This is a genomic window from Streptomyces sp. NPDC052079, from assembly GCF_040680275.1.
Taxonomy (GTDB): domain Bacteria; phylum Actinomycetota; class Actinomycetes; order Streptomycetales; family Streptomycetaceae; genus Streptomyces.
The window spans coordinates 25331-47305 of sequence record NZ_JBFAWL010000032.1 but is presented as its reverse complement, the minus strand read 5'-3'; the positions used below and the strand labels follow the sequence as shown (position 1 = coordinate 47305).

Genomic DNA, 21975 nt, shown 5'->3' with positions numbered 1-21975 from the left:
GCCACCGAGCACAAGATCGGTTACCAACCCTCACAACAATTGCCCACCACCCAAAACCCGGCAACACCCCGCGTCATGCAAAAGCACAATCCCGTGATGCGCACAATAAATAGCCACCCATCACCGTCGGCTGAGTTTTCCGTTTGGATCGCGTGCGGCCGCAGGGCGGGGGAAAGCAGCTTGTCGGATGCCGGCAGCCAGCGCTCCTGCGATGAGCCTTGTTCAGCGTTGGTGTGGGGTGGTTCGCCGCCGGGTGACCGTTTAAGCCCGGTGGTGACCTGGGGCCGGCGCCCTGTTGGGCGCGGTCGGGCCAGGCGGGGACGCCCTGTTGCTCCCGGCCGGCTCGCGTCGCGCGCGAGGGTGTGGTGACGGCGCAGGTGGACCAGGCCGACGAGGGCATGCTGGTGCGGCGGGAGCTTGCAGCGCCGCACCACCCTCACTGGCGACGCCGATGAGCATTGTGACCCACTTGACCAGCGCATGCGGCAGGTCGAGTGCGGCAAACCAGGGGACCAGCCAGGCTCCTGGGCCAACAGACTGAGGCTTCGAACCCCTCACCCATCGGCGTGGGAGCCCTGTGCGTTGCGGGCACCGCGGTCATCACCCGGTCGGTGGCCACGCTGAAAACGCTCAGTGTTTGCAGCAGTCCGCTCGTGGCGGCACGGCAGCCGTCCGTCAGCGGTTCGGTGCCGTTCGTTCGCAGTCGGTTGTCAGGTAGGCGAGGACGAATAAGCTGTGAAAAGAAAAAGGTGAGTCCAGGCCGACTGTAACCGATGGTCGCCCTGACTAAACCCTCGACAGGCAACGGTGCTTGTTGTTGTACGGCCACTGTCGATGGTCGAACTTGAGGAGGACGCCATGAGGTGGGAAACGCCTGTTTTTTCGGTAGTCGATGCGTACTCTGAAGCTGGCGAACGCCTGCGCCGGCGTTAACGGATTGTTTTTCGCGCTGTGTTTATTCATTGCCTCGGGGCGGCGGCAGGCGGAGGTTATCCGCAGTGGAATTGCGCTTGCGCGGGGTGCCGAAAGGCCCGTGTCAAGCCTGAAGTCGCGACGACACACGCAGGGATTGCGGTTTCCGGAGACGGCGAGCGGTGGCTTCTGTTGAATGCCACCCCGGACGTCCATCATCAGATAGCGGCGGATCCCTCTTTGCATCCGGGTCCCGGTATTCGGACGACGCCGGTTGCCGGTGTGCTACTGACGGACGCAGAGTTCGATCACACGATCGGCTTGCTGATGCTGCGTGAGGAGTCGTCGCTGACGGTGTACGGGACGGACCCCGTGCTGGAGGCGCTGACCCGGCGGTTCCCGGTTCGGGAGTTGCTGAGCGACTACGCGGATCTCTCATGGTCTCCGGTTGACATCGGCAAGCCGGTTGACCTGGACGATCGGTTGCGCGCGACTGCCTTCCTGACCGGATCCAAGCCGCCTCGCTACGTAGGAGGTTCAGGGCTTCGCGGGTCGGAGTGGGAGGTGGGCTTCCGCTTGGAGGACAAGGTGACGGGCGGGACCCTGGTGTACGCGCCGACGCTGCCCCGGTGGGACGAGAAGTTCACCGAGCAGGTTGCGTCGGCTGACTGCGTCTTCTTGGACGGCACGTTCTGGACGGACGACGAAATGTCCTGCCAAGGGGCAGGAAGTCGCACCGGACGCTCCATGGGGCACATGCCCATCAGTGGCGACGACGGTTCTGCCCGCGCTCTGGCTGCGCTTCCTGCGAAACGGAAGATCTACACCCACATCAACAACACGAACCCTATCCTCGACGAAGATTCCAAGGAGCGGCGCTGGCTGACGGGCTTGGGTATCGAGGTTGGTCGAGCCGGCTTGGAGGTGGAAATATGAACGCTTGGTCTGCTGAGGAATTCGAAGCGCAACTGCGGTCGATCGGAGAAAAGCGGTACCACCATCTGCACCCGTTCAACGAGCGAATGCACGCGGGCTTGCTGACCGAGGAGGAGTTCCGAGGTTGGGTGCGGAATCGCTTCTATTATCAGGTGAACCTGCCGGTGAAGGACGCTTTCATCCTGACCAAGCTTCCCGGTCGGGAGGACAGGCGCCAGTGGATTCAGCGCATCATCGATCATGACGGGCGAACGGGAGACGAAGGCGGTATCGAAAAGTGGGTCCGCCTCGGTGAAGCTGTCGGATTGACCCGTCGAGAATTGTTCGACGGCGACTCGGTGCTGCCCGGAGTGCGGTTCGCCGTGGACGCCTACGTGGATTTTTGTCACCGGAAGCCGTGGCTGGAGGCCGTGGCGTCGGCCCTGACCGAACTGTTCGCGCCAGATCTGCTCAGCCGTAGGATTGCCGACGTCCAGCAGCACTACCCATGGATCGCAACGGAAGGTTTGGAGTACTTCCGTGCGCGACTGACCCAGCAGCCCAAAGACATTGCGCATCTGCTCGACCTGGTGATCAACCACGCGAAGTCCAGGGAGCAGCAGGACGCCTGCGTACGAGCGCTGGAGTTCAAGTGTGATGTCCTCTGGAGCCTGCTTGACTCCGTGCAACTCGCGTACAGCAAGAAGCCGTGATGGACGAATCCGATCTGACGGCCATTCCTCGGTTGGCGACCAAGGCGATGCTCAGACACGACAGCGTCCGAGACGTGGAGTTGCTGTTGTTGCCGGAGAGGGTCGTGCTCCTGAACAAGTCTGGGGCAGCGATCTTGGGATTGTGCGACGGCAGCCGAACTGTGCGGCAGGTGGTCACTCAGCTTGAGCAAGATTTCGAGGTTGCCGATCTCACGAACGACGTAATGACATTCCTTCATGATGCGCGTGAGCGGGGCTGGGTGGTGGTCACATGAACGGTATGCCGCATCCGTACGCCCTGCTGGCCGAAGTCACGCACCAGTGTCCGTTGCACTGCGTCTACTGCTCGAACCCGTTGGCGTTGCTCGATCGGCAGGATGAGCTCGCGACCGAAGACTGGTTGCGGGTGATCCGCGATGCAGCCGGCCTCGGGGTCGTACAGGTGCACTTTTCAGGCGGTGAACCGCTCGTTCGCGGCGATCTGGAGACGCTGGTCGCCGAGTGTCGTCGCCTCGGCCTGTACACGAACTTGATCACCAGCGGCCTCGGGCTTACGGAGAGTCGTGCGAGGTCGCTCGTTTCGGCGGGGCTCAACAGCGCCCAGCTGAGCATTCAGGGCGACGCCGCTGAGTCGACGAACTTGGTGGCAGCGAGCAAGCGATTCGACAAAAAGGAGGAAGCTGCGCGCATCATCCGCGAGGCCGGACTGCCGTTGAACATGAATGTGGTTCTGCACCGGATGAACCTGCCTCGTCTGGACGCGATCATCGACGTCTGTGTGTCGTGGGGCGCCGAGCGACTGGAGCTCGCCAACACCCAGTATTACGGCTGGGCTCTTCGCAACCGCGACCTGCTGCTGCCGACCAAGGCGCAGCTGGAGGAGGCTGTGGGCGTCTACAAACGCCGGAAGGCCGAGCTGGGGGAGCACATGGAACTCCTCTGGATCCTCCCTGACTACTACGAGCCCTATCCGAAGCCGTGCATGGGCGGATGGGCGCAGACGGCACTGACCGTGGCACCCGACGGCACCGTGTATCCGTGTCCGGTGGCTGCGGAGATCACGACGATGAACTTCTCCTCGGTTCGCGACCACGACCTCGCGTGGATCTGGTCGAAGTCCGAGGCGTTCGAGGCATTCCGGGGAACTGAGTGGATGGCTGATCCGTGCCGTAGCTGTCCTCGCAAGGAGATGGATTTCGGCGGATGTCGGTGCCAGGCCTTCGCCTTGACCGGCGATCCGGCGCGCACCGATCCGGTTTGCATGCACTCACCCGACCACCACTTGGTGCAGGACGCTCTCGTTCGCGCCAATCAGGCGGATGTCGCGGCAGACGGCGAAACGATCCGCGAGGAGCTCGTCTACCGCCGCCCGCACGGGGCGGCGCGCGGTAACTGACGTATGCCAGGCGAAGGTCGTGTCGTGTCCAGAAACGTGCTGACGAAGGGAGAGGCGGCAGCGCGTTCGGCCGAGATCTCCGACGTGCACTACGCGGTGGAACTCGACCTGACCGTGGGTGACCGGAAGTTCGCGACGAGTACTGTGGCTCGCTTCCAGGCCTGTTCGGGGGATGCGTTCATCTTTCTCGACTTCGCGGGGGAGGTCGAATCGGTCGAGTGCAATGGCCGTGCGCTCGGGCCGGACGCGCACGACGGGACGCGTGTCCGGCTCGACGTGCGACCTGGTGAAAACACGGTTCGAGTGGTCGGTTCTGCTTCATATTCGCGAACGGGTGAGGGGCTGCACCGTTTCCGCGACCCGCTTGACGGACAGGTCTACGTACACACCAAATTCGAACCCTTCGCGGCGCACACGGTGTACGCCTGTTTCGACCAGCCCGATCTGAAGGCAACGGTCGACCTGACCGTCACCGCTGACACTCACTGGGTCGTGGTTGCCAACACCGACCACGAGGAGCCGCTGTCGCCCACAGGCGAGGAGCGTTCGACGTGGCGCTTCGGACGCACGCCACCGCTGCCGCCGTATCTGGTGGCCTTCGCCGCCGGCCCGTTCCGGCGACTGCGTTCCAGTCACAGCGGAGTGCCGCTGGCGCTGTACGCGCGGAACTCGCTCTTCGAGGAGCTCGCCGGCGAAGCGCCCGAACTGTTCGACGTGATCGGCCGTGGCCTCGACTACTACAGCGAGTTGTTTGACCTTCCGTACCCGTTCACCAAGTATGACCACGTCTTCGCGCCCGAGTACGCGTTCGGAGGAATGGAACATCCGGGCTGTGTGACGCTCAACGAGGGACTCCTGTTCCGGCATCGTGTCACTGAGGACGCGCGGCGAAGACGAGCCGACGTCTTGCTGCACGAGATGGCGCACATGTGGTTCGGCGACTACGTGACGATGCGCTGGTGGGACGATCTGTGGCTGAATGAGGCCTTCGCGACGATGATGGCGGTCGTCGCACAGGCTGAAGCGACGCGGTACGGGGAAGGCTGGACCGCCTTTGCACACCACGCCCTGCCAATAGCTCGACATGCCGACCAGTTGCCCACCAGCCACGCGATCCGGGTGGAAACCGCCGACACCGATGCTGCGCGGTCGAATCTCGGCCCGATCGTCTACCTGAGAGGCGCAGCGGTGCTGCATGACCTCGCGGAGCGCTTGGGTTGGGAATCTTTCGTCGCCGGTGTGCGGACGTATCTGCGGACGCATGCGTGGGGAAACGCCGGCCTCGATGACTTTGTGGCGGCGCTGCGGCAGGTGTCGAACGAAGATGTGGACCGGTGGGTGGACGAATGGCTGCTGCGCCGCGGTGTCAACACGGTGGAGGTGGTCCGCCATGCGGGTGGCGATCGGGTAGTGCAGTGTCCCGATCCCGACGTTCCGCCGCGTCACCTGAATCTGCGGATCGCTACGTTCGACGACCACGATGCCAAGTTGGTGCTGCGGCAACGCACGCATGTGTCGCTCAGTCCCGGTAGGCGCGAAGGCGAACTCGCCGTCTTCGACGCGAGCCCGGACCTGCTGGTGCCCAATGACGATGCGGTGAGTCATGTCAAGGTCAGGCTGGACCCACGATCTCGACGGACGGCCTTGTGCAGCCTGTCCGCACTGGATGATCGACGAGCGCGAGCAGTCGTCTGGGGAGCGTTGTGGGACGACGTGCTCGACGCACACTTGCCCGCGCGGAGTTACGCAGCCGCGGTTCTCACGCATGGAGTGCTGGAGAGCGATGTCGGCGTCCTCCAAGTGCTCTTGGAGCGGGCGGTGCAGGCGGTGCGGGTCTACGGGGACCCGTTCAGCAGTTGCCGAATGCTCGAGGTCTTGGCGCGCCAAGTACGTGAGCAGTTGGACGGCGCCGCTGCGGGTACCGATCACCAGCTGGTCCTTGCCCGCATCCTCGTGGGTGTCCTCCAGGCCGACGGCCACGCTCTGCTGAGCGAAATAGTGTGTGGGCGGTCCCCCTGGGCAGGACTAGAGGTGGACCGAGATCTGCGGTGGCGGGGATTGCTCCGCCTCGCGTCGACTGGAGGCGACATCGACGGGCTCTTGGACGTCGCGACGGAAGCCGACCCGGGGGACAGCGGCCGCCGGAACGCCTTGTTGGTGGAGGCCGCACGCCCCACCCGTGCCGCCAAAGAAGAAGCGTGGACCCGGTTGTTCAGCGATGGATTTTCGCTTGCGGAACGGAAAGCCATCATGGCGGGGCTGCGGCAACCGGGACAGGAGGCGTTGCTCACTCCGTACGCGGACCGCTACTTGCGGGCCTTGCAGAGCATGGCAGGAACCGCCGAGCCCGAGTTCGTGTTGGCGTTCGCTCGCGCGCTCTATCCTCATTTCACCTACGTTGAGCAAAGCGTGCTGGCGGGTACGGATGACCTGCTGGACAACAAGCTGCTCTCCGCAAACGTGCTGAAGGCCGTCAGAGAGGAGCGAACCGAGCTTCTCATCATGCAGGCAGCACGAGCGTGCGACGCGGCGCACAGAACGGGCTAGGTGTGTTGTGCCGGGACGTTGGTGACACGCGTGCTGGTTGCTTGAACGGGTGAGGGCATTCTGGGTTCGGTGTGGATTGCGACATCTACAACCGGCGTCCAGGAGGCCCTCGTGTGCCGTCGCAATGCCCCGCTGACTCCGACCGGCCGACTACGTCTGGCCCGGTGTGTCGTGGACGACGGCTGGCCGCTGCGCCGGGCAGCGGAACGCTTCCAAGTCAGCCGCACGACACCGGCCCGCTGGGCGGACCGTTACCGGCAGCTGTGCACCGAGGGCATGCATGACCGTTTCAGCCGTCCGCACCACCAGCCGCGCCGCACCCCGGCCGCCGTGGAGCCACGGGTCGTACACCTGCGGCGCGAGCACCGCATCGGACCTGTGCGGTTGGCGGCCGGTGTCGGTATCGCATCCTCCACCGCCTACCGCATCCTGCGCCGCCAAGGCCTGCTTGCGCTTGCCGTGCTGAACCGGCCCACCGGCGACCCCGTCGACGCTACGAACGCGCCCGTCCCGGCGAGCTGGTCCACATCGGCGTCAAAAAGCTGGCCGCATCCCCGACGGCGGCGGCCACAAGGTCCTCGGCCGCCAGGCGGGTCGCGCCAACCGGAAGCGGTCCATGGCCGGCTACGTCTACCTTCCTTCCTCACCCGCGCCACGGCCTGGTTCGCCGACCAGGGCATCAGCCCTCACTGGACCCGGCCCTGGCGGCCGCAGACCAACGGCAAGGTCGAGCGTTTCCACCGCACCCTGCTCGAGGACGGGCCTACCAGCGGCCCTACACCTCCAAGACCGAACGGCAGGCAGCGGTTCCTGACCGGCTGGACCGGTACAACCACCACCGGCCCCACACCGGCATCGACAGCCAGAGCCCAGCCGGCCGCGTCACCAACCTGTCCGGACAACACACCGAGGGCGGGCTGCCACCGGCAGGCGACGCCGAGCTTACGAACAGCAACGACACCGCTACGTCACGGTGTCGCCCCCTGTTCTACTCGCCGGGCCCCTGCCCGGACGGGCCCACCGGCCAACCCGCGTGCCTGTCAGGCGTGGCCTCGCCGCCGCCTCACCCTGCTACAGGAAGCTGGCGACTCGCCACGTGAGACATCTTCGTATTGGGTCTCGCACGGACGGGCCCGTCCCCCCGACACGGGAGGGGCTCAGTCAGGAGCCCTTGGCGAGCAGCTCCCTCAGGTGGGGCGCCTCGGCGGCGAGTGTGGTCGTGTCGCCATGACCCGTATGGACGACGGTCTCCCCCGGCAACGGCATCAGCCGGTCCTGGATGGAGGCCAGGATGGTGTCGTAGTCGCTGTAGGAGCGGCCCGTGGCTCCGGGGCCGCCCTGGAAGAGGGTGTCGCCGGAGAAGAGGGCACGCAGCGCCGGCGCATACAGGCAGATGGCGCCGGGTGCGTGGCCCGGGGTGTGGATGACCGTGAGAGCGGTGCCGGCCACCTCCAAGACGTCGCCGTCGGCCAGGGGGCGATCGGCGGGGCGGTCGGGGTGGGTCATGCGCCACAGCACCTCGTCCTGGGGATGGAGGTGGACCGGGGCGCCGGTGAGGTCGGCGAGGGCGGGGGCGGCGTTGACGTGGTCGTTATGGCCGTGGGTGGCGACGATGGCGGTCACCCGACGGTCGCCGATGGCCTTCTGGACGGCCTGGGCGTCGTGGGCCGGGTCGATGACCAGGACCTCGTCGTCGTCGCCGATGATCCAGACGTTGTTGTCGACGTCCCAGGATCCGCCGTCGAGGCTGAAGGTGCCGGAGGTGACGAGGCGTTCGATGCCTGCGGTCATCACAGCACCACCACCGAGCGCAGCACGTCGCCGTCGTGCATCTTCTCGAACGCCTTCTCCACCTCGTCCAACTTGATGGTCTCGGTGACGAAGGCGTCCAGGTCGAGCCGGCCCTGCTGGTAGAGGTCGACGAGCATGGGGAAGTCGCGGGAGGGCAGGCAGTCGCCGTACCAGGAGGACTTCAGCGCGCCCCCGCGTCCGAAGACGTCCAGCAGCGGCAGTTCCAGCTTCATCTCCGGGGTGGGCACGCCGACGAGGACGACGGTGCCGGCCAGGTCGCGGGCGTAGAAGGCCTGCTCGTAGGTCTGCGGGTGGCCGACGGCGTCGATGACGACGTCGGCGCCGAAGCCGCCGGTCAGCTCCCTGATGGCCTCGACTGGGTCGGTCTGGCGGGAGTTGACGGTGTGGGTGGCGCCGAAGTCCTTGGCCCAGTTCAGCTTTCTCTCCTCCACGTCGACAGCGATGATCTTCGCGGCGCCGGCGAGGCGGGCGCCGGCGATGGCCGCGTTGCCGACACCGCCGCAACCGATGACGGCAACGGAGTCGCCGCGGCCGACGTTGCCGGTGTTGATCGACGCTCCGAGGCCGGCCATCACGCCGCAGCCGAGCAGGCCGGCGGCCGTCGGCGCGGCGCTCGGATCTACCTTGGTGCACTGGCCGGCGGCGACCAGGGTCTTCTCCACGAAGGCGCCGATGCCCAGGGCCGGCTCCAGCTCGGTGCCGTCCTCAAGGGTCATCTTCTGTGTCGCGTTCTGGGTGCTGAAGCAGTACTGCGGGCGTCCGCGCTTGCAGGCGCGGCACTGGCCGCACACGGCGCGCCAGTTGAGGATGACGTAGTCGCCGGGAGCCACCTCGTCGACGCCCTCGCCGACGGCCTCCACGACCCCGGCCGCCTCGTGGCCCAGCAGGAAGGGGAAGGCGTCGTTGATTCCGCCCTCCCGATAGTGCAGGTCGGTGTGGCATACCCCGCAAGCCTGGACCTTCACCAGCGCCTCACCGGGACCGGGGTCGGGGACCAGGATCGTCTCCAGCGACACCGGCGCCTTCTTGCTCCGGGCGACGACGCCGCGCACCTCGTGAGTCATGTCGAAGTTCCCTCTTTCGCGTGTTATGTCGGTACGGTCAGCGGAGGACGACCGTACCGTTGCCTTGCGCAGTACCCGGTGTCCCACGTGCCACTGCACGGCGTGGGCCAATGCCACACACTCCACGTCACGGCCGGCGGGCGACCATCTCCTCAAAACCGAGGGCGTGGTCCATCCGGACCACCTCCTGCACGGTGATGGGCCCTTCGTCGAGATCCGCGGTGACATAGTGCGTCGTGGCGCCGATAGGTTCCCGAAGGCCTGCAGGCATGAGGTGAGGGTGCCCAAGGTCCCTTTGTGGCGACGCACTTGACTACCCTCGTAACCGCACTGTACTCGCAGTACTGGGCGCGGACGTGCCTTGCTGCAGAAGCCGAGCAAAACCCGCGTGACGGCCGGGCACGGCAACTCCGGGTGACTCAGTCGCGGTGGAGGGTGACCGGCGGTGTGGCTTCCACCGCACCGGCGTGCGCTGGACGCCCTGGTCCACCTGCGCCGTCACGACACCCCCCCCGCGCGACGCGGGCCGGCCGGGCAGCACCCGTGGCCCGACCGGCCCGCGGCCCGGATCATTTGGATCTGCGGGCAACAGGGCGTCCCCGCCTGGCCCGACCGCGCCCAACAGGGCGCCGGCCCCAGGTCACCACCGGGCTCAAACGGCCACCCGCGGCGAACCACCCCACACCACGCAACCGTCAACCGCGCACTGGCCCAGGACCGAGCGCCCCGTCGAACGCGGCACGGCACGGCCGGAGTCCGCCCCGATCAGCCCGACCGCACAACCGTCATCATCAAGGCCGTCCCCACCCTGCGGAGGCACAACGCTGAACAAGGGCTTATGGCCCGCAGGTAACCATGTGGACACCGTTCATACGCGCTCGGCGCGCGTTCGTGGCCAAGAGATTGACCACTCATTCAGGTCCGTTGCAGGCTTCTTACGCACCGTCTCAGGTGCAGCCGACAACTGTGAGCTCGAGACAGGGAAGGCGTAGCAAGCGGATTTATGCGCTTGGTGTGACCAGTTGTGCTGCTGCAGCAATGCGGCACAGCTGTACTCAACCGGTGGACCGACAGTCTCGTCTGGCGTTTCTTTGCGGGACTTGAAAGCGTCGCAGGACGCCTGATTTCGGCACGCTTCGCATGCCGCGCATGCTGACGAACAGGTCAGTCTGGAGCGAGAGGTGAAAACATGGTGCTTCCATCAAAGATGCCTCAGCTCGCCGACCTCGATTTGCTGCTGTCGGTCGAGAGCTATGGCAGCGTAGGAAAGGCCGCTCAAGCGCATAACCTTTCACAGCCAGCCGCCAGTATTCGGATCAGAGCGATGGAACGTCGCCTTGGTCTTCGGCTGCTGGACCGCTCTCCTGCCGGTTCGAAGCTCACCGAGGAAGGAGAAATACTGGCCAAGTACGCCCGTAATCTGATGCATGCAGCACGAGAACTGCTGGAATTTGGACCCGGGTCCCAGTCCTCCAATGTGAAACGTCTACGGATTGCGGCCAGCCCGGCTGTCTCGGAGCACTTGATCCCTGAATGGTTGAACCGTTCCGGGTTCTCGTTCGGCGAGGCACGTGTCGAGGTGCAGACCGGCAGTGTCGACACGCTCCACCAACTGATCCTTGCGAGCCATGTCGACCTCGCGTTCATTGACGGCTGGTGTCAGGCCGGAAGCCAAGTGCAGAAGAGTTATCGCGAAGACCTGGTCACCCGGTACATATGCGACGACAAGCTGGCCGTGGTGGTCGGCTCAAGGCACCCGTGGGCCATGAGGCCCAGTCCCCTGTCGGTGCAGGAGTTGGCAGACGCTCAACTCGTCCTGCGCGAGCGCGGCTCAGGACTCCGGGAGTTCACGGACGAGCTACTGGGAGCTGCACGCGCCCCGCGAAATTACATTGAGCTTCCCTCTAACGCTGCGATCAAGCAAGCAGTTGCTACAAGCCAGCGGGTGACAGTGCTGAATATTTCCACCGTGAGGTCCGAACTCGCGGAAGGTCGGCTGCATCAGGTGGCCGTTGACCAAGAGATGCCGGCAAAACCCATTTATGCGGCTTGGAGTGAACGCCGGGGTCTCCCGGAGTATGCGCGAGAACTTGTGGAGACTGCAGCGTCGAAGGGTAGTCCGATGCGAGTCGTCAAGACTGGACAGAAAGTCCAGGGTACTCAACTCGCGGAGGCGAGCATCACCACAGCGATCTAGCATCACGGTCTATTCCCACCGAGTCGATGACCGGATTGTCGAACCAATCACGAACATGCCACACCGTTCGGTGCCGAGCACAGGAGGATTAACGACAGATGTCAGCTCTGAATGAAATTGCGCGTACACTTGTCTCTAACAGGCGCGGAATCCTTGCTGCCGATGAGAGTATCGGGACGATGTCCTCCAGGCTGGAGAAGGTGGGGGTCGAGGCAACGGAGGAAAATCGTCGGGTGTACCGTGAGCTGATTGTTACGACCCCTCGGCTCTCGGAATCGATCAGTGGCATTATTCTCGCGGACGAGACGTTCCGTCAGAAAGTGTCCAACGGGCGCACGTTTCCGGAGTTCCTCGCCGATCTCGGGATTCTCACCGGAATCAAGGTCGACACCGGAGCAAAGCCGCTGGCGGGAGCCCCGAACGAGACGATCACCGAAGGTCTCGACGGGCTGCGCGAGCGAGTGAAGGATTATGTGCGCCTCGGCGCGACGTTCGCCAAGTGGCGCGCGGTGATCAAGATCGGTGACAATCTACCGTCGGACCGTGCAGTGCGAGCGAACGTGCACGCCCTGGCGCGGTATGCCGGCCTCTGCCAGGAAGGAGGCCTGGTGCCCATCGTGGAGCCCGAGGTGCTGATGGACGGTGCCCACTCGCTGGCGCAGTGCCAGAAGGTGACGACTGCCGTGCTGGAGTCGCTGTTCGACGAGCTCAACCTGATGCAGGTGCAACTGGACGGCATCGTCCTCAAGCCCAACATGGTGGTTGCTGGGACCGACAGCTCGGAGCAGCCCTCGGTGACAGACGTCGCCCGGGCCACGGTGGACGCCCTGCGGGAGACTGTGCCGGCGTCCGTACCGGGCATCGCCTTCCTTTCCGGTGGACAGAGTCCGGAAGTAGCGACGAAGCACCTCGGGGCGATGCAGGATCTCAGTCCGCTTCCCTGGGAGCTCACCTACTCGTTCGGAAGGGCACTGGTCGGGCCGGCTCTGGAGACATGGCGGGGCGACAACGCCAACTGGGATGCCGCCCAGAAGGCGCTCTCCGAGCGAGCCATCGCGAACGCCGCCGCCCGCTGACGGGTCAGCCGGCCCGATGCTGCCGGCTCCGTTCTTCGAGCCGGCATCCCATCGATGCCTGTTGCTGCACTTCGCCGGCGGCCTGTCTCGATGAAGAGGGCGACCGGATCGGCCACGTGAGTCGCCGGTCCGGCCTCCCGCAGCTTGATGTCCATGGTCGTCGTGGCCGAGTACGTTGCAGACCCTTCGTACAGTCTCCTGCCGGAATGGATGCCGATGAGAACTCAGGAATGTGGCGCAGTGTCATCCGCCGGCACCGGGGGACCCGATCACACTCTTGCTCTCGAACTCGTACGTGTCACCGAGGCCGCCGCGATCGCGGCCGACAGGTGGGTCGGACGCGGCGCCAAGAACAGCGGCAAGGTCGCTGCCATCGATGCGATGCACAAGCTCATCATGCCGGTGCCGATGCGCGGCGTTGTGGTGATTGGTGAGGGCGAGAAGAGAGATACGCCTGTCCTGTTCAAGGGGGAGTGCGTCGGCGATGGGGACGGGCCGGCATGCGACATCGGCATCAGCGCAGGCGACGGCACCCTTTCGATGGCCGCGGTAGCCGAGCGCGGTGCAATGTACGACCCGTCGCCCGTTCTCCACATGGAGAAGCTGGCCGTCGGCCCCGACTACGTCGACGTCGTCGACATCAGCCGTCCGGTCGTGGAGAACCTGCGAGCGGTTGCCACGGTCAAGGGCGTTCGAGTGTCGGATGTCATCGTTGCCGTTCTCAACCGGCCCCGGCATCAGGAACTCGTGCGCGAAATCCGCGAGGCAGGTGCGCGGGTCCACTTGATAGAGGGAGGCGACGTCGCGGGCGCGATTGCCGCGGCGTGTCCCGAGAGCCCCGTGGACATGCTGTTGGGCACAGGGGGAGCAGCGGAGGGAGTCATCGCCGCGGCTGCCCTGTTCTGCATGGGTGGGTCGTTGCAGGCCCGGCTACGACCCCAAGGCTTCGAGCAAGGCGAAAAGAAGCCCGAAGCCGGCCACGACGCCGACAACGTTCTCTGCACCGGCGACCTGGTGCGCGGAGAGAACGTCTTGTTCTGCGCCACCGGAGTGACCGGCAGCGAACTGCTCAGCGGTGTACAGCACCACTCGGGCCGCACTACTACACAGTCCCTTGTGATGTGTTCGAGTCCGCACACAATGCGGTTTGTCAAGTCCGAACACCGGCACGCCAGGTGACGCGACCACCTCGGATGGATTCGGGTGAGTAGAAAATGGCTGGCTTCCTGCACTTCGTCCCCGGAAGCCGAGTAGCTGCCACCCCGACGATGGCGAGGCCGACGAAGAGGAGTACCGATTCGAATGATGGGTGAGATCACCACGACGTCCGTCCGGGCCGAACCCGTCATCACGGGCTACCGCGGACTGATCTGTGATCTCGACGGTGTGGTTTACCGCGGCGCAACCGCTGTTCCTCATGCGGTGGAGACCTTGAACCGGGCCACGGCGCACGGCGTACCGGTCGTGTTCGCCACCAACAATGCATCCCGCTCTCCCCGGAGCGTGGGCGACCACCTCCGCGGGCTGGGCCTCGTACAGCAGGGCTGGTCGGTGGTCACTAGTTCCCAGGCGGCCGCGGCACACCTGGCGGAGCGTCTGGCTCAAGGAGCGCCGGTGTGTGCGGTGGGAGGGCCGGGTGTCGCTGAGGCACTCACCGAAGCCGGGTTGACCCCGGTCCGCGTCGCGGATCTGGGCGACACACCGGTCGAGGCAGTCGTTCAGGGACTGGGAACCGACGTCTCCTGGAGCGAGCTCGCGGCCGTGGGCTACCTCGTCGAAGCCGGAACCATCTGGGTAGCAACTAACGTCGACCTCACGTTGCCCACGCCGTACGGGCAAGCGCCTGGCAACGGTGCGCTGGTCGCGCTGGTGCAGACGGCAACCAGCGCATCACCGCACGTGGTCGGCAAGCCGCAGTCAGCCTTGTTCGACCTGGCACGTTCCCGGCTCGGCACCGCTCAGTCGGAGACCCTTGTGTGCGGGGACAGGCTGGACACCGACATCAAGGGCGCCAACTCGGCCGGCCTCGACTCGCTCTTCGTCCTGAGCGGGGCCTCCCGCCTGCGGGACCTGGCATTCGCTGAGCGGCCTTCGCGTCCAACGTATGTCGCCGCCGACCTGAGCGGACTGCTCGCGCCCGGACTGCCACTGCACACCACCTCACCCGACCACCTCGTCGAACTCGGGCCGGACGCCGTACCACGTGTGCCGAGTGTCGGCGACAACGGCACACGGTTGCAATCCGTTGTCACCATGGTGTGGGCCGCTCGCGACGACGGTCGTGCGGTCTCCGACCATGCCGACCTGTGGGCAACGATCGAACGACAGCTCGGACTTGTCCAGCCGAAACAAGCCACGCAATAGACGAGCCGATCAGTAGCCGGACATTGAGGCTTGCCGTGCCTCCCGTGAGCCTGAATCAGGACCCCGACACCCCCAGTTCTCCCGACCTGCTTCCCACGTCAATCCACCGAACACCCACCGATCCGCGAAATTAGGAGCACTGCCAGCGTGCGCATCTACCTTGGCTCTGATCATGCCGGATTCGAACTCAAGAACCACCTTGTCAGTAGGCTTTCCGACCTCGGCTACGAGGTGACCGACGTCGGTCCCACCGTCTACGACGCGGACGACGACTACCCACCGTTCTGCGTCGAGGCGGCGCGGCGCGTTGTGGCAGACATGGGCAGCCTCGGTCTCGTCATCGGCGGCTCCGGCAACGGGGAACAGATCGCCGCGAACAAGGTCCCCGGCGCCCGCGCCGCGCTCATTTGGAGCGTGGACACCGCCAGACTGGCCCGCCAGCACAACAACGCACTACTGGCAGGTATCGGCGCTCGAATGCACACGGTCGAGGAGGCCGAGCGCATCGTGGACGCCTTCCTCACCATCGAGTTCGAGGGCGGCCGTCACCAGCGCAGGATCGACCTGCTGTTGGACTACGAGCTCTCCGGTGAACCGCCCGCTCTGCCAGGAGAATGACCTCCCAGGCAATGGTGCATGGTGAACGCCGAGTTCGCCGAGCACGGCGCCGCGGCTTCCAAGGACGAAAGGGGTCGTGGGCTGCATCCCCACCTCCTGCCACACGATGTGACTGCTGCGGTCGTGCACGGCCACCGGTAGGCATCACAGGCGCGTGGGGGGACGGTTTTCGGCGGCTCACGGCCTGCACCGGCAGCAGTTCGAGGTAGTCGCTGCCGCTCAAGGGGAGGGTTACGTAGCCGGCCACGGCGATGAGAGCGGCCCACATCTGGTTCGGGGTGAGCGCCTTCCTGGGCAGGCAGGTCCTCGTGGAGGCGGTGGTGGTACGAGCCATTCGTCGAGCAGGTCCTGCAGTTGGGCGACGCTGAAGCAGGCCTCGGTTTCGGCGTCCGGCCCGCGGCGGGTGACGTCGGAGCCGGTGTGGCCGGGCAGGTGCTGGCACAGCAGCGCGTTGATGGTGCCGAAGGTGCGCGATCCCCCGCCCGGTCCCGGCTTGGGCGCAGGACGGCGGCGAGGATGGCGCGGGTGGCGACGTCGACGGCGATCGTGAGTTCGGGGCGGCCGGTGGTGCCGTCGTCGAAGACGGCCAGGACGTCCAGGCGGGGTGGTGCCGATCACAGCACCACGGTCGGAGTGAACGCCCGCCTGCCGGTGGGGGAGGGCAGCGTGCGGGCGGGGCGGTGGGGGTGTCCGGCGGGCCCGGCGAGTTGGTGGACGAGCCGGTGGAAGGTGGCCTGGGACGGTACGGGCACCGTGCCGCGCCCGTACCGGCGTCCGGGATCCGCGTGTCCAGGGGCTCCAAGCGCTTGATGGTGCCCTTGGAACGGCCGCGCCGGCGGCGCGGGGCCTCCTCGATCGCGGTGACGACGCGTTCGTCGGTGCGCCCGTGGGGCTGGCGCGGAGCGGGTCGCCGAGGCGCTCCGCCGCCTGTCCGGGGGGTGTTGCGCGGTGGCGGCGTACCGGGCCACAGCGGGATCTGGTGCTGGTAGAAGGCGTCGATGTCCCGGGCTGCCTCGGTGACGAGGTGTTCGGCCTGGCGTTTGCCCAGCACCTTCCCGCACCGCCTCTCGATCGACGCCTTGGCCTGGTCGTAGGAACCACGGACGGCTTCGGCGACCGCCGGCCGGCGCAGGCCGTGCGACCTGCGGGCAGGGACAGGGCCCGGTCGGCGGGGTGGACGCTGGGCAGCCCCTTTTGCCGCCAGGCGCGCACCGCTCGGCCGGCACGCTGTGGTGGAAGCCGGGATCGTCCAGGTCCATGGCCGGCGCGTATGTGGAATCGAGGCGGCAGCGGACCGCTTCCGCGTCGTGTCGGTCCGACGGAGTCAGGCTGAGCCGCCGGTCTTGGACGGAGCAGGAGCCCTGCGGTCGTAACGTGCGGCGTTGTCGCCGAGCTGTTGGGCGTGCTCGGGCCAGGCGTGGCCGAGCACGTCCTCGGTCATCAACGCGGCCTGGGCCTGCAGGAGTGTCTCCGGGTGTGAGAGTGGCGACCCGAGCAATTCTTCGATCCGCTTGAGCCGCAGGCCGACGGTGTTCGGGTGTACATACAGCGCGGCTGCCGTGCGGGCGGTGTTCAGCTCCTGCTCCAGGTAGGTCCGCAGCGTCTCGATCAGAGCGGCGTCCCGGCGGGAGTCGTATGCGCGCAAGGGTGCCAGGACTCGATCAGCGTAGCGGATGAGCTCGCCGGGGTCGTCGAGTTGGAGCAGCAGGCCGTATACGCCCAGCTCGGACAGGGTGACCGTCCGGTTCCGCCCTCCGCGCAGCTGCGCGAGTTCCAGGGCGCCACGGGCCACCCGGAAAGCCGCGGCGTAGTCGCGTAGTTCGGAGCAACTCGCCCCGACCGCGACGGATACGGTGGCATCGTTCAGCGTCCGGCTGATCGCCCGGCGGATCATGTGGCCGGCAGTCACCGGGTCGGCCTGCTGGTTCTTCGACGTGTCGTCGGGCCACAACACCACCACGGACTCACCCCAGTTGGTGACGAGCGGGCGCGGCCTGACACCGTCAGTCGCGCTGTGCACGATGCCGAGCAGCCGCCGTACGTCGGCCGGACCCGTACCAGCCGCGAGATTCGCCCCCGCCGTGCCTGCGGTGGCGGTGTCCGCCTTGATCACCAGCACCGCGTGGGGCCGGGAGAGGTCGTGGCCCAGCGTCTGGGCGCGCGAGCCGAGTGTCCCGGACGCGACGCCGGAGAGCAGATCACTCAGCAGGTCCCCCCTCAGCCTCCACTCCACCTCCAGCGCGGTGCGGCGGCGGAGCAGTTCGAGGGCGGCCACAGTGGCCCCGTGTTCCACCGCGCGGTGGCCGAGCGGCCCGAGGTCGATGAGCCGGCCCGGCAGCCAGATCCGCGCCACGAGCTCTCCGCCGAGCAGCACCGGCGCCACGATCCGTGGGCCGCCTTCCGGGTCGGGCAGCTCCGTGAGCCGTTCGGAGCCGGTCCCGTCCGCCTGCTCGACGTGCGGGACCTCCAGTCGGGTCCCGTCCTTCTCGGCGCTCCCGAGCGGGTGCCCAGCGGGGTCGGTGATCAGCACGGGGCGGGCGAGGAGTCCGGACAGGGCGGCGGCGACACCTTGCACACCGGCCGCGCGCAATGCAACGGACGTCAGATCCCGGTGGATCTGCTCGGCCTCCTGCAGCAGCCGGTGCTGTGCGGTCAGGGACTCGTTCAGCTCCTCGAGGTCGGCGATGGTGTCGCGTTCGCGGTCCCGGAGCCGGGCGGTCTCGATGGCGATCCCCGCCTGGTCGGCCAGCGTGATCAGCAGGTCCAGCTCGTCGGCGGCGAAGGTGTGGACCTGGGTCCGATAGCAGTTCAATGTACCGGCCGGTGTCCCGGCGACCCTGAGCGGTACGGACACCATGGACCGGTAGCCCTGCTCGCGCGCCACCTCTTCCCAAGGCCGGAACATCGGTTCCACCGTGATGTCCTCGATCGGCAGGGGTTTGCCGCTGTTGAACGCCCGGCTTGACGGCCCCTCTCCCAGCGGCCCGGGCCCGAGCCGGATCGGGTGGTCGGTGTTGACGCGAGCGACGTACTCGGGGGTGAGGCCGTACGAGCCCTCGATCACCAACGCGTCCCGCATGTCGTTGGCCAGCAGCACGGCGCAGAGCTCATAACCCATGAGGGTGCAGGCCTTTTCGGCCACCAGATCCAGGAGCACCGGCAGTGGTACGGGTTTGTTCACCGCGGTTGCGATCTCGGCGACGCCCGCAAGCCATCGCCGCACATCGTTCATGCCGTCATCGTTAGGGCTGCATATCGCTTCGCGCACGGCCCTCACTGTGCCGACACACAGCGAATCCGGCAAGGGGGGTGCCGGCACACATTGAGGGAGTGGGAGGCGCCCCGGAACAGTGGAGGCACACACTGTTACCGAATCGCCAAGGAGTGCCCGTGCCTCCACGTGTCGTCGTGATCGGTGGCTCTCTCGGCGGGCTCAATGCAGCACTCCACCTGCATCGGACGGGTGCCGACGTCGAGGTGTTCGAGCGCAACGGGCACGAACCGCGTGACGACGGCGCCAGCGTGCTGCTGCCTCCGTCGACCGAACGGCTGCTCGCCGAGTGCGGCACTTTCCACATCGGCGTGGCGCGAACGGTGCGCCATTTCAACGCCCAGGGCGTGCTCCTTCGTGAAGAGCCACGCGCCCACCGCTTCGCGTCCTGGGCCGCGCTGCACCGGGCGCTGCTGACGGCATTGGGCCGGGACCGGGTGCAGCGAAACCACGCTGTGGTCGGTCTCGAGCAGGACGGTCGATCCGCTGCGGCCCTCTTCCGCGGCGGGCGAATCGAGCGGGCTGACCTGGTGGTCTGCGCCGACGGCACCGGCTCGACGAGCCGGCGGCTGCTGCTTCCGCGATCCTTCCCGCGCTACGCCGGATATGTGGCCTGGCGTGGCCGAGTCCACGAGAGCTCTTTGTCGCCGTCCGCGGCCCGGGCCCTCGCCGGTGCGGTGAGCTTTCTCCAGCTGCCGGACAGCCATGTGAGGGTGAGCCCCGCACCAGGGCACCTGCTCGACTTCGTCTGGTACCGCGACCTCCCGGACGGCCGGGCGCTCACCGCGACGCTCACCGACCGCACCGGTACCCAGCGCTCACTGACGGTGCCGGCGGGCATGGTGCCCGACGCATCCGTGCAACGGATGCGGCAAGCGGCGGCGGAGATGATGCCGCCGCCCTTCGCCGAGCTGGTGTCACGGGCACCGGAGCCGTACGTCGAGCAGATCGTCGACGTCACGGTGCCCCGGATGGTCGTCGGGCGGATCTGCCTGATCGGCGACGCGGCCTTCACTTCCCGTCCTCCCGCGACGGCGGGCGCGGCGAAGGCGGTCGAGGACGGCTGGTCCCTCGCCGCGGCGGTCAGCCGTACGGGCACTGATGTGCCAGACGCTCTCGCGGAGTGGGAACCACCCCGGCTGGAGCAAGGGCGTCGGCTGGTCGCCGGAGCACGCGCCCTCGGCCGTTCCGCAGGACTGTGGGAGTCCACAGCAAAATGGCCTTTCATCGTGTAGCCACACATGTTCCGCCCGAGCCTCGAAGGCCAGTCTGTTCAAGGCCAGAACAGACCTGGAGGCAGATGATGAACGAATGCGGTCCGCTGCGAGTGGCGGTGGTCGGCGGGTCCATGGGCGGCCTGACTGCCGCCCTGGCCCTGCGAGAGCTCGGTTGCCAGGTGGATGTGTACGAGCGGTCGCCCGAGTTGCTCGACGGGCGCGGGGCGGGCGTGGTCCTGCAGCCCGACACCGTGCGCTGGTTCCAGGAGCACGGTGGAATCGCCGCGGTGGAGAAGGTCAGCACCGGATCGTCCACGCTGCGCTACCTCGGACGGGGCAACGAGGTCATTCATGACGAGCCCAGCGCATGGCGGTTCACCTCGTGGACGGCCACCTACCGGGCCCTCCTCGACGATTTCGGAACCGAGCGATACCACCTGCGTGAGCATGTGGCAGGGCTCGACCAGGACGCCGACCAGGTGACGCTGAGGTTCGTCAGCGGGCGGCGGGTCCACGCCGACCTGGTGGTGTTCGCGGACGGCATCTCCTCGACCGGTCGGCGGCGGCTGCTGCCGGAGGTCCGGGCGCAGTACTCCGGCTATGTCGGATGGCGCGGCACCGTGCTGGAGAGCGAGGTCAGTGAGGAGACATTCGAACTGCTGCACGACTCGCTCGCCTACTCGGTCGGACCGAGCACGCACATCTGCATGTACCCGATCCCCGGTCCGGCCGGAGAGCTCGAGATCGGCAAGCGGCATCTGAACTACGTCTGGTACCGCAATGTCGCCGAGGGGCCGGAGCTGGACGAGCTGCTCACCGACAAGCGGGGCTTGCCCTGCGCGGTGTCGGTACACCCCGGGATGGTCCAGGACCGTTACGTCGAGGAACTGCGCGCCGCGGCACGGGAACTGCTGGCACCGGCCGCGGCCGAGCTCGTGGAGCGCACCGAGGAGCCGTTCATCCAGCCCGTCCTGGACATCGAGGTGCCCAGGATGGCCTTCGGCCGGGTCGCTCTCACGGGTGACGCCGCCTTCGCCGCGCGGCCACACGCAGCCGCCGGCACCGCGAAGGCCGCCGCCGACGCGTGGGCTCTGGCCGCCGCGCTGCGCGAGACCGGCGGCGACGTGGTCTCCGCCCTGGAGACGTGGGAGCCCGGCCGGCTGGAGCTCGGCCGCAGCCTGCTGAGCCGGGTCCGCGCCATGGGCACCCGCTACCAGGTCGACGGCACCGCCGATCCTCGCGACCGTTCGCTGCGATTCGGGCTGTACGGCCCGGACCGGTGAAGCCGACGGCCGTCAGACAGTAGACATCCGTACGACAGGAAGGAGATCCACGCCATGCCTGAGGTTCCCGAGGTACAGGTGGTCCGGCACGAGGAGCTCGACGACGACACCCCGCAGACGCCGGGTCTGCAGCGCTTCGAGGCGGTGTCCGCGAAACGTCTCGGCTCCAGGGAGCTGTGGATGGGCCTGTCCGTGCTCCCGGCGGGCGCGAAGACGGGCGTCCACCATCACGGCGAGTCGGAGACGGCTCTGTACGTGCTCAGCGGCGTCGGCCGCTGGTGGGTGGGCGACCGGCTGGACCAGGCCCGCGAGGCGCACGCGGGGGACTTCGTGTTCATCCCGCCGGGCGCCGTGCACTGGGAGGAGAACGGCAGCGACACCGAGCCGGTACGGATGATCGTCGCGCGCAGTACGCAGGACGCCATCGTCGTCAATCTCGATCACCACCCGCACGCTCCCGCGCACAGCTCAGACCCCGCCCAGGACCGGGCGTCCCATGGTTGAGAACACATGATCCGCCCCACACCCTGTGGAGCACCACAGTCACCTACCGGACGGCCCGCCGTAATCTCGGGGTAACCGCACCCCCG

General features: G+C 66.8%; 17 protein-coding genes and 5 pseudogenes. 15 read left to right on the top strand and 7 right to left on the bottom strand.

Features of this window, described 5'->3' with window-relative positions; all coding sequences use genetic code 11:
- Window positions 1–341 precede the first annotated feature (341 nt).
- A pseudogene (locus AB0L56_RS29390) lies at window positions 342–516 on the bottom strand (IS5/IS1182 family transposase); the annotation flags it as partial.
- Window positions 517–951: 435 nt separating this feature from the next.
- On the opposite strand from AB0L56_RS29390, the gene pqqB reads away from it, so the two are divergent.
- The 6 genes and pseudogenes from pqqB to AB0L56_RS29360 form a co-directional block, all read left to right on the top strand.
- Window positions 952–1848 (top strand): pyrroloquinoline quinone biosynthesis protein PqqB, encoded by an 897-nt coding sequence (gene pqqB / locus AB0L56_RS29385; protein WP_365428574.1) that lies wholly within the window; start codon window positions 952–954, stop codon window positions 1846–1848.
- Window positions 1845–2540, top strand: coding sequence for a pyrroloquinoline-quinone synthase PqqC (gene pqqC / locus AB0L56_RS29380; protein WP_019524875.1), 696 nt, complete (start codon window positions 1845–1847; stop codon window positions 2538–2540). Before pqqB ends, pqqC begins: the two co-directional genes overlap by 4 nt.
- Window positions 2540–2815 carry a pyrroloquinoline quinone biosynthesis peptide chaperone PqqD gene (pqqD, locus tag AB0L56_RS29375; protein WP_365428571.1) on the top strand — a complete coding sequence of 92 codons (276 nt, stop codon included), beginning with the start codon at window positions 2540–2542 and terminating at the stop codon, window positions 2813–2815. Before pqqC ends, pqqD begins: the two co-directional genes overlap by 1 nt.
- A complete protein-coding gene (gene pqqE, locus AB0L56_RS29370; protein WP_365428568.1) occupies window positions 2812–3936 on the top strand; it encodes a pyrroloquinoline quinone biosynthesis protein PqqE in 1125 nt (374 codons plus the stop codon). Before pqqD ends, pqqE begins: the two co-directional genes overlap by 4 nt.
- A 24-nt stretch (window positions 3937–3960) precedes the next feature.
- The gene (gene pepN, locus AB0L56_RS29365; RefSeq protein ID WP_365428565.1) at window positions 3961–6483 is read left to right on the top strand and encodes an aminopeptidase N; all 2523 of its coding nucleotides are present in this window, start codon (window positions 3961–3963) and stop codon (window positions 6481–6483) included.
- 111 nt (window positions 6484–6594) lie between these two features.
- Window positions 6595–7388 (top strand): annotated as a pseudogene (locus AB0L56_RS29360) (IS481 family transposase); the annotation flags it as partial.
- A 256-nt stretch (window positions 7389–7644) separates the two neighbouring features.
- On the opposite strand, the gene AB0L56_RS29355 reads toward AB0L56_RS29360, so the two are convergent.
- The 3 genes and pseudogenes from AB0L56_RS29355 to purU all read right to left on the bottom strand — a co-directional run.
- Complete coding sequence (locus tag AB0L56_RS29355) at window positions 7645–8274, bottom strand: MBL fold metallo-hydrolase (RefSeq protein ID WP_365428562.1); 630 nt, start codon at window positions 8272–8274, stop codon at window positions 7645–7647.
- Window positions 8274–9359 carry an S-(hydroxymethyl)mycothiol dehydrogenase gene (locus AB0L56_RS29350; RefSeq protein ID WP_365428586.1) on the bottom strand — a complete coding sequence of 362 codons (1086 nt, stop codon included), beginning with the start codon at window positions 9357–9359 and terminating at the stop codon, window positions 8274–8276. Before AB0L56_RS29350 ends, AB0L56_RS29355 begins: the two co-directional genes overlap by 1 nt.
- A 69-nt stretch (window positions 9360–9428) precedes the next feature.
- A pseudogene (purU, locus tag AB0L56_RS29345) lies at window positions 9429–9612 on the bottom strand (formyltetrahydrofolate deformylase); the annotation flags it as partial.
- Between the two features lie 178 nt (window positions 9613–9790).
- Here purU and AB0L56_RS29340 point away from each other — a divergent pair.
- The 6 genes and pseudogenes from AB0L56_RS29340 to AB0L56_RS29315 all read left to right on the top strand — a co-directional run.
- A pseudogene (locus tag AB0L56_RS29340) lies at window positions 9791–9990 on the top strand (hypothetical protein); the annotation flags it as partial.
- Between the two features lie 576 nt (window positions 9991–10566).
- Complete coding sequence (locus AB0L56_RS29335) at window positions 10567–11556, top strand: LysR family transcriptional regulator (protein WP_365428559.1); 990 nt, start codon at window positions 10567–10569, stop codon at window positions 11554–11556.
- Between the two features lie 98 nt (window positions 11557–11654).
- Window positions 11655–12632, top strand: coding sequence for a class I fructose-bisphosphate aldolase (locus tag AB0L56_RS29330; protein ID WP_365428556.1), 978 nt, complete (start codon window positions 11655–11657; stop codon window positions 12630–12632).
- 216 nt (window positions 12633–12848) lie between these two features.
- Entirely contained in the window at window positions 12849–13811 is a 963-nt protein-coding gene (gene glpX, locus AB0L56_RS29325; protein ID WP_365428583.1) for a class II fructose-bisphosphatase, read from the top strand.
- Window positions 13812–13934: 123 nt separating this feature from the next.
- Window positions 13935–14996 carry an HAD-IIA family hydrolase gene (locus AB0L56_RS29320; protein ID WP_365428553.1) on the top strand — a complete coding sequence of 354 codons (1062 nt, stop codon included), beginning with the start codon at window positions 13935–13937 and terminating at the stop codon, window positions 14994–14996.
- 147 nt (window positions 14997–15143) lie between these two features.
- The gene (locus AB0L56_RS29315; protein ID WP_365428550.1) at window positions 15144–15614 is read left to right on the top strand and encodes a ribose-5-phosphate isomerase; all 471 of its coding nucleotides are present in this window, start codon (window positions 15144–15146) and stop codon (window positions 15612–15614) included.
- 614 nt (window positions 15615–16228) lie between these two features.
- Here the strand turns inward: AB0L56_RS29315 and AB0L56_RS29310 are convergent.
- The 3 genes and pseudogenes from AB0L56_RS29310 to AB0L56_RS29300 form a co-directional block, all read right to left on the bottom strand.
- Complete coding sequence (locus tag AB0L56_RS29310) at window positions 16229–16366, bottom strand: hypothetical protein (protein WP_365428589.1); 138 nt, start codon at window positions 16364–16366, stop codon at window positions 16229–16231.
- A gap of 218 nt (window positions 16367–16584) precedes the next feature.
- A pseudogene (locus tag AB0L56_RS29305) lies at window positions 16585–16820 on the bottom strand (ISKra4 family transposase); the annotation flags it as partial.
- Window positions 16821–16938: 118 nt separating this feature from the next.
- Window positions 16939–18846, bottom strand: coding sequence for a GAF domain-containing protein (locus tag AB0L56_RS29300; protein ID WP_365428547.1), 1908 nt, complete (start codon window positions 18844–18846; stop codon window positions 16939–16941).
- Window positions 18847–19004: 158 nt separating this feature from the next.
- Between AB0L56_RS29300 and AB0L56_RS29295 the strand changes: the two genes are divergently transcribed.
- From AB0L56_RS29295 to AB0L56_RS29285, 3 genes are all read left to right on the top strand, one after another.
- Window positions 19005–20120 carry an FAD-dependent monooxygenase gene (locus tag AB0L56_RS29295; RefSeq protein ID WP_365428544.1) on the top strand — a complete coding sequence of 372 codons (1116 nt, stop codon included), beginning with the start codon at window positions 19005–19007 and terminating at the stop codon, window positions 20118–20120.
- Between the two features lie 65 nt (window positions 20121–20185).
- The gene (locus AB0L56_RS29290) at window positions 20186–21385 is read left to right on the top strand and encodes an FAD-dependent monooxygenase (RefSeq protein WP_365428541.1); all 1200 of its coding nucleotides are present in this window, start codon (window positions 20186–20188) and stop codon (window positions 21383–21385) included.
- A 54-nt stretch (window positions 21386–21439) separates the two neighbouring features.
- Window positions 21440–21889: a cupin domain-containing protein gene (locus tag AB0L56_RS29285; RefSeq protein ID WP_365428538.1), complete on the top strand. Its 450-nt coding sequence runs from the start codon at window positions 21440–21442 to the stop codon at window positions 21887–21889.
- Window positions 21890–21975: the final 86 nt, after the last annotated feature.